This window comes from Myxococcus sp. AM011 (genome assembly GCF_013372595.1).
Lineage (GTDB): Bacteria > Myxococcota > Myxococcia > Myxococcales > Myxococcaceae > Myxococcus > Myxococcus eversor.
Map to the genome: position 1 here is coordinate 1 of NZ_JABXEM010000445.1, position 5,176 is coordinate 5,176.

The 5,176-nt window shown below is 68.8% G+C and carries 4 protein-coding genes; 3 read left to right on the forward strand and 1 reads right to left on the reverse strand.

The genetic code is table 11. The annotated features are described in order from the left end of the window. On the forward strand, window positions 1-774 hold a 774-nt coding region (locus HUW62_RS45675), incomplete at its 5' end, for an amino acid permease (protein ID WP_176438016.1). A gap of 12 nt (window positions 775-786) precedes the next feature. On the opposite strand, the gene HUW62_RS45680 is transcribed toward HUW62_RS45675, so the two are convergent. After that, entirely contained in the window at window positions 787-1,257 is a 471-nt protein-coding gene (locus HUW62_RS45680; RefSeq protein ID WP_163869287.1) for a carbonic anhydrase, read from the reverse strand. Window positions 1,258-1,462: 205 nt separating this feature from the next. Here HUW62_RS45680 and HUW62_RS45685 point away from each other — a divergent pair, with 205 nt between their 5' ends. After that, on the forward strand, window positions 1,463-3,832 hold the full coding sequence (locus HUW62_RS45685) for an arylsulfatase (protein WP_176438017.1): 2,370 nt from the start codon (window positions 1,463-1,465) through the stop codon (window positions 3,830-3,832). Between the two features lie 83 nt (window positions 3,833-3,915). After that, window positions 3,916-4,992, forward strand: a complete 1,077-nt coding sequence (locus tag HUW62_RS45690; protein WP_176438018.1) for an MBL fold metallo-hydrolase — start codon at window positions 3,916-3,918, stop codon at window positions 4,990-4,992. Window positions 4,993-5,176: the final 184 nt, after the last annotated feature.

Sequence of the window (5,176 nt, forward strand, 5' to 3'; positions counted from 1 at the left end):
GGCTGGAGCGGGGTGCTGGCGGGGGCGGGGGTCATCTTCTTCGCGTACATCGGCTTCGACGCCGTCTCCACGGCGGCGCAGGAGACGCGCAACCCGTCGAAGGATTTGCCCACGGGCATCCTCGGCTCGCTCATCGTGTGCACGGTGCTCTACGTGCTGATGGCGGCGGTGATGACGGGGCTGGCCCCGTACCGCACGCTGGACGTGCCCGAGCCCGTGTACGTGGCCATCTCCGAGGGAGGTCCCGCCTTGCAGTGGCTTCGTCCCATCGTCGGCGTGGGGGCCATCGCGGGCCTCGCCTCGGTGGTGCTCGTCATGTTGATGGGGCAGCCCCGCATCTTCTTCGCGATGTCGCGCGACGGGCTGTTGCCGCCGTTCTTCGGCCGCATCCACCCGCGCTACCGGACGCCCTATGTGTCCACGCTCATCACCGGAGGCGTGGCCATGGTGGTGGCGGGGCTGTTCCCCATCGGGTTGCTCGGGCACCTCGTCTCCATCGGGACGCTGTTCGCGTTCGTGGTCGTCTGCGCCGGCATCCTGGTGTTGCGCTACACGCGGCCGGACCTGCCCAGGCCCTTCCGGACGCCCTTCGTGCCCGTGGTCCCCATCCTGGGCATTCTCGTCTGCACGGCCCTGATGCTGGGCCTGGGCACGGAGACCTGGATACGGCTCATCCTCTGGCTCGCGCTGGGGCTGGTCATCTACTTCGGCTATGGCCGCAAGCACTCCCGCGTCGGGCGCGAGGAGTCGGCCACGCGGACGGACCCGCGCTGAAGTTCTGTGCTCTCAGTCGTGGAGGGCCACGGGCTTGAAGTGGATGCGCTCGGCCTCGGGGTGGACGTAGAAGGGGCGCACGCGGATGCCGGTGTGCTCCTTCTGGAGTTCCTCGGCGGCGTGGCGCAGGTCTTTGACCTGTTGCTCCGCGATGAACTCCGGCCCCATGGTTCCGTGGCGGGAGTGGTAGTAGCCGCAGTTGGCGTGCGCGAGCAGGAGCACTTCCTCGATGTGGTGGCCGATGATGAGGAAACGGGCCGCGCGGGTGATGGTGTCGCTCTCCAGATAGTCGGCCGTCCAGCGGTTGAGCAGCGCGGGGCCGCCCGGAATGGTCAGGGTGTCGATGCGCTCGTGGCCCAGGTGGGTGGCCAGGTCCTCCACGGCGTCGGTGAAGCGGCCATCCGAGCAGTAGATGGCGAGCACCGTCGGGTGGTGGTGCTCGTAGCGGTGGCGGGAGACGAACGGCTTCTCGTCGTCGATCATGGGCGCACCCTACCGGGTTTCCCCTCGGGGGGGTCGAGCGGATGCGTGCTCGACCGTCCCTCCCTGTCGTCCAGGGGCTGGCGCGTACCCGGTGGGTTCGGTGGCGCCAGGGGGCGGCTTGATGGCGGGTCCAGGGAGGCCCATCTGTGTCCGTGGTGCCGTGCCCGCTGTCTTCTCCGCGCCCGGCTCAGCAAGGACTCGTGCCATGGCCAGAAAGCCTCGGTTCCCTCGGAGGGTGGATCGTCACGTCTACCCGGCCCCTGAGTACCGCTTCTCGAAGGCGAAGATAGGGCTGACCTACCGGGACTCGAAGCCGGACTTCCCGCGCCAGCCGTCCGCGCCAGAGCGAGCGCCCAACGTGCTGCTCGTGCTGCTGGACGACGTGGGCTATGGCTGGTCCAGCGCGTTCGGCGGACAGGTGGCGATGCCGACGGCCGAGCGGCTCGCGCGGAGCGGGCTGAAGTACTGCCAGTTCCACACCACCGCGCTCTGCTCGCCCACGCGGGCCGCGCTGCTGACCGGCCGCAACCACCACAGCGCCGCGTCCGGAGTCATTGGGGAGATTGGCACCGGCTACCCCGGCTACACGGGCATCATCCCCAAGAGCTGCGGCACCATCGCCGAGGTCCTCCAGCAGAACGGCTACGGCACGGCGTGGTGGGGGAAGAACCACAACGTCCCCGACAACCAGACGAGCGCGGCGGGGCCGTTCGACAACTGGCCCACGCAGCGGGGCTTCGACTACTTCTATGGCTTCATCGGCGGAGAGACGGACCAGTTCCGTCCCGCGCTCCATCGTGGCACCGAGCCGGTGGAGGCCAGCCGGACGCCCGAGGAGGGCTATCAGCTCACGAGAGACCTCGCGGATGACTGCATCGGGTGGATGCGCCAGCAGAAGTCGATTGCCCCCCAGCGTCCGCTGTTCCTCTACTTCGCGCCCGGCGCGGGCCATGCGCCGCACCAGCCACCGCTCGACTGGCGTGGCCGGCATCAAGGCCAGTTCGACCAGGGCTGGGACGCCTACCGCGAGGAGGTGTTCACGCGGCAGGTCGAGCTGGGGGTGGTTCCTCCCGACGCGAAGCTCACCGAGCGCCCCTCGGAGATTCCAGCCTGGGATTCCTTCGATGACGAGCAGAAGCAGCTCTTCAGCCGCATGGCGGAGAACTACGCGGACTTCCTGTCCCACGCCGACCACGAAGTGGGCCGGGTCGTCCAGGCCCTCGATGACCTGGGCGAACTGGAGAACACGCTCGTGCTCTACATCATCGGGGACAACGGCTCGAGCGCGGAGGGCACGCTCACCGGCACCCTCAACGAGATGCTGACGCTGGGGGGCTATCCGCCGGACCTCCAGCAGCTCCTGGACCGCAAGGAGGAGATAGGTCTTCCCGGCACGTCGCCGCACTACCCGGTGGGCTGGGCCTGGGCGGGTGACACGCCGTTCCAGTGGACGAAGCAGGTGGCCTCGCACTTCGGTGGCACGCGCAACCCGATGATTGTCTCGTGGCCTCGCGAAATCACGGAGGGCGGGGGCTCGCGCTTCCAGTTCCACCACGTCATCGACATCGCGCCCACGCTGCTGGAAGTCATTGGCATCACCGAGCCGACGATGTTGAAGGGCACGCCGCAGAAGCCCATCGAGGGCGTCAGCCTCGCGTATACCTTCGATGAGAAGGGCGAGGACGCTCCAAGCACCCGCACGACGCAGTACTTCGAGATGTTCGGCAACCGGGCGCTGTACCGCGATGGCTGGATGGCGTCGTGCAGGCATGGACGGTTGCCGTGGCAGACGGTGGGGACGGCGGACTTCGCCCAGGACCGGTGGGAGCTCTACGACCTCCGGGGAGACTACAGCCAGGCGGTGGACGTCGCGGCCCGGCATCCGGAGAAGCTGCGCGAGCTCCAGGACCTGTTCATGGTGGAAGCGGCGAAGTACGGCGTGCTGCCCCTGGATGACCGGTTCATCGAGCGCGCGGACGTCTCGCTCCGCCCGAGCTGGTTCTATGGGCGCAAGCGCGTCACCTTCTACTCCGGCATGACCTATCTGCCGGAGGGCAGCGCGCCCAAGACGAACAACATCAGCTACACCCTCACCGTCGGAGCGGAGCTGCCCTCGGAGGGCACCGAGGGCGTGCTGGTCTGCGTGGGCGGCGACATGGGTGGCTGGTCGCTGTACGTGAAGGACCGGCGGCTCGTGTACCACTACAACTTCTTCGACATGGAGCGGCACGAGACCGTGTCGGACATCGAGGTCCCCACGGGGCGGGTGGAGCTCAAGCTCGCGTTCACCAACGAGTCCGACACGCTCGGTGGCCCCGCGTCGGCGCGCATCTTCATCAATGGCCAGGACGTGGGGCAGGTGGCCATTCCGCGTCAGTGCCGCGGGCGCTTCAGCACCGAGTGCATGGACGTGGGGATGGACTCCCGTTCGCCCGTGAGCCGCGGGTACCTGGATCGGGGGACGTTCCCCTTCACGGGGCGCATCGAGTACGCCACCTTCGACTTCGACCTGGAGGTCGCCAACCGCGAGCTGACGCCCGAGGAGCGGCTGGAGCAGCACGTCCGTCTGGACTGACTTCCACCCACCGGGAGGGCGGCCAGTCGTTCGTCCTCCTGGTGGGGTGGCCAGAATCGGGCCAAGGCGTTAGACACGAGCGCATGTCTTCTTCCAGCCGTGGTGGGCACATCTCAGGGCTGCGACTCGAGCGGGTGAGGGCGTCCCGCCAGTTCGCCGAGGGTCGGTTTCGCAACACCGCGCCCGTTCACCCTGGCATCCAGGGCAACCCCTTGCCGTTGTTGGGCGAGTACTTCTGCGGGGGCGAGCAGCGCACGCCGCCGGGGCCGTTGCCCCTGGAGAATCCGTTGGAGGCCTGGGGGCGCAAGCCCGACAGCGGTCTGCGGGTGACGTGGCTGGGGCACAGCACGATGCTGCTGGAGCTGGACGGCGCGCGCATCCTGACGGACCCCGTGTTCGGCGAGCGCGCCTCGCCCATTTCTTTCGCCGGGCCTCGTCGCTTCCACGAGGCGCCCGTGTCCCTGGATGCGCTGCCGGAGCTGGACGCGGTGCTCCTGTCGCACGACCACTATGACCACCTGTGCCGGCCCACCATCCATGCGCTGGCGAAGCGGCGTGTGCCGTTCGTCACGGCCCTGGGCGTGGGCGCCCACCTGGAGGCCTTCGGTGTGGCGCCGGAGCTCATCACCGAACTGGACTGGTGGGAGCGGACCACGGTGGGGCCGGTGGCGCTCACCGCCACGCCGTCGCAGCACTTCTCCGGGCGCGGGCTGGGAGACCGGAATCGGACCCTCTGGGCGTCGTGGGTGCTGGAGAGCGACAAGCACCGTCTCTTCTTCAGCGGCGACACCGGACTGACGGAGGAGCTGCGCGAGGTGGGGCGGCGCCATGGTCCATTCGACCTGGTGATGCTGGAGGTCGGCGCCTTCCACCCGAGCTGGGGCACCATCCACCTGGGCCCGGAGAACGCCCTCAAGGCCCATGAGATGCTGGGAGGTGGCCGGCTGATGCCCGTGCACTGGGGCACCTTCAACCTGGCGCTGCACGCGTGGGACGAGCCCGCGGAGACGCTGCTCCGCCTGGCCACCGAGCAGCAGGTCCGGCTCTTCACGCCCCGCCTGGGGGCCGCGAGCGAGCCCCTGCGCCTGGAGCAGGCCACGCCCTGGTGGCGGGAAGTCCCGGTGGGAGCGCTCTCCCCGAAGCCCGTCCTGGGCGGGTAGACGGGCGCTCCATCGACCGGGCGACGGGGCTCCACGGGGCTCCTGAGTCGATGTCTTGGAACGCGGGTGGGGGGATGGGCATCTCTCCTTCATCGGGTGGACTCCTCCATGACCATGCCCCTCATCGCGCTCGCGGCAGTCGGTTCAGGTGCGCTGCACGCACTGGCGGGACCGGACCACCTGC

Bases quoted from the DNA above. Each gene is read 5' to 3' on its own strand.
- HUW62_RS45680 (WP_163869287.1), bottom strand. From the start codon at position 1,257: ATGATCGACGACGAGAAGCCGTTCGTCTCCCGCCACCGCTACGAGCAC.
- HUW62_RS45685 (WP_176438017.1), top strand. From the start codon at position 1,463: ATGGCCAGAAAGCCTCGGTTCCCTCGGAGGGTGGATCGTCACGTCTAC.
- HUW62_RS45690 (WP_176438018.1), top strand. From the start codon at position 3,916: ATGTCTTCTTCCAGCCGTGGTGGGCACATCTCAGGGCTGCGACTCGAG.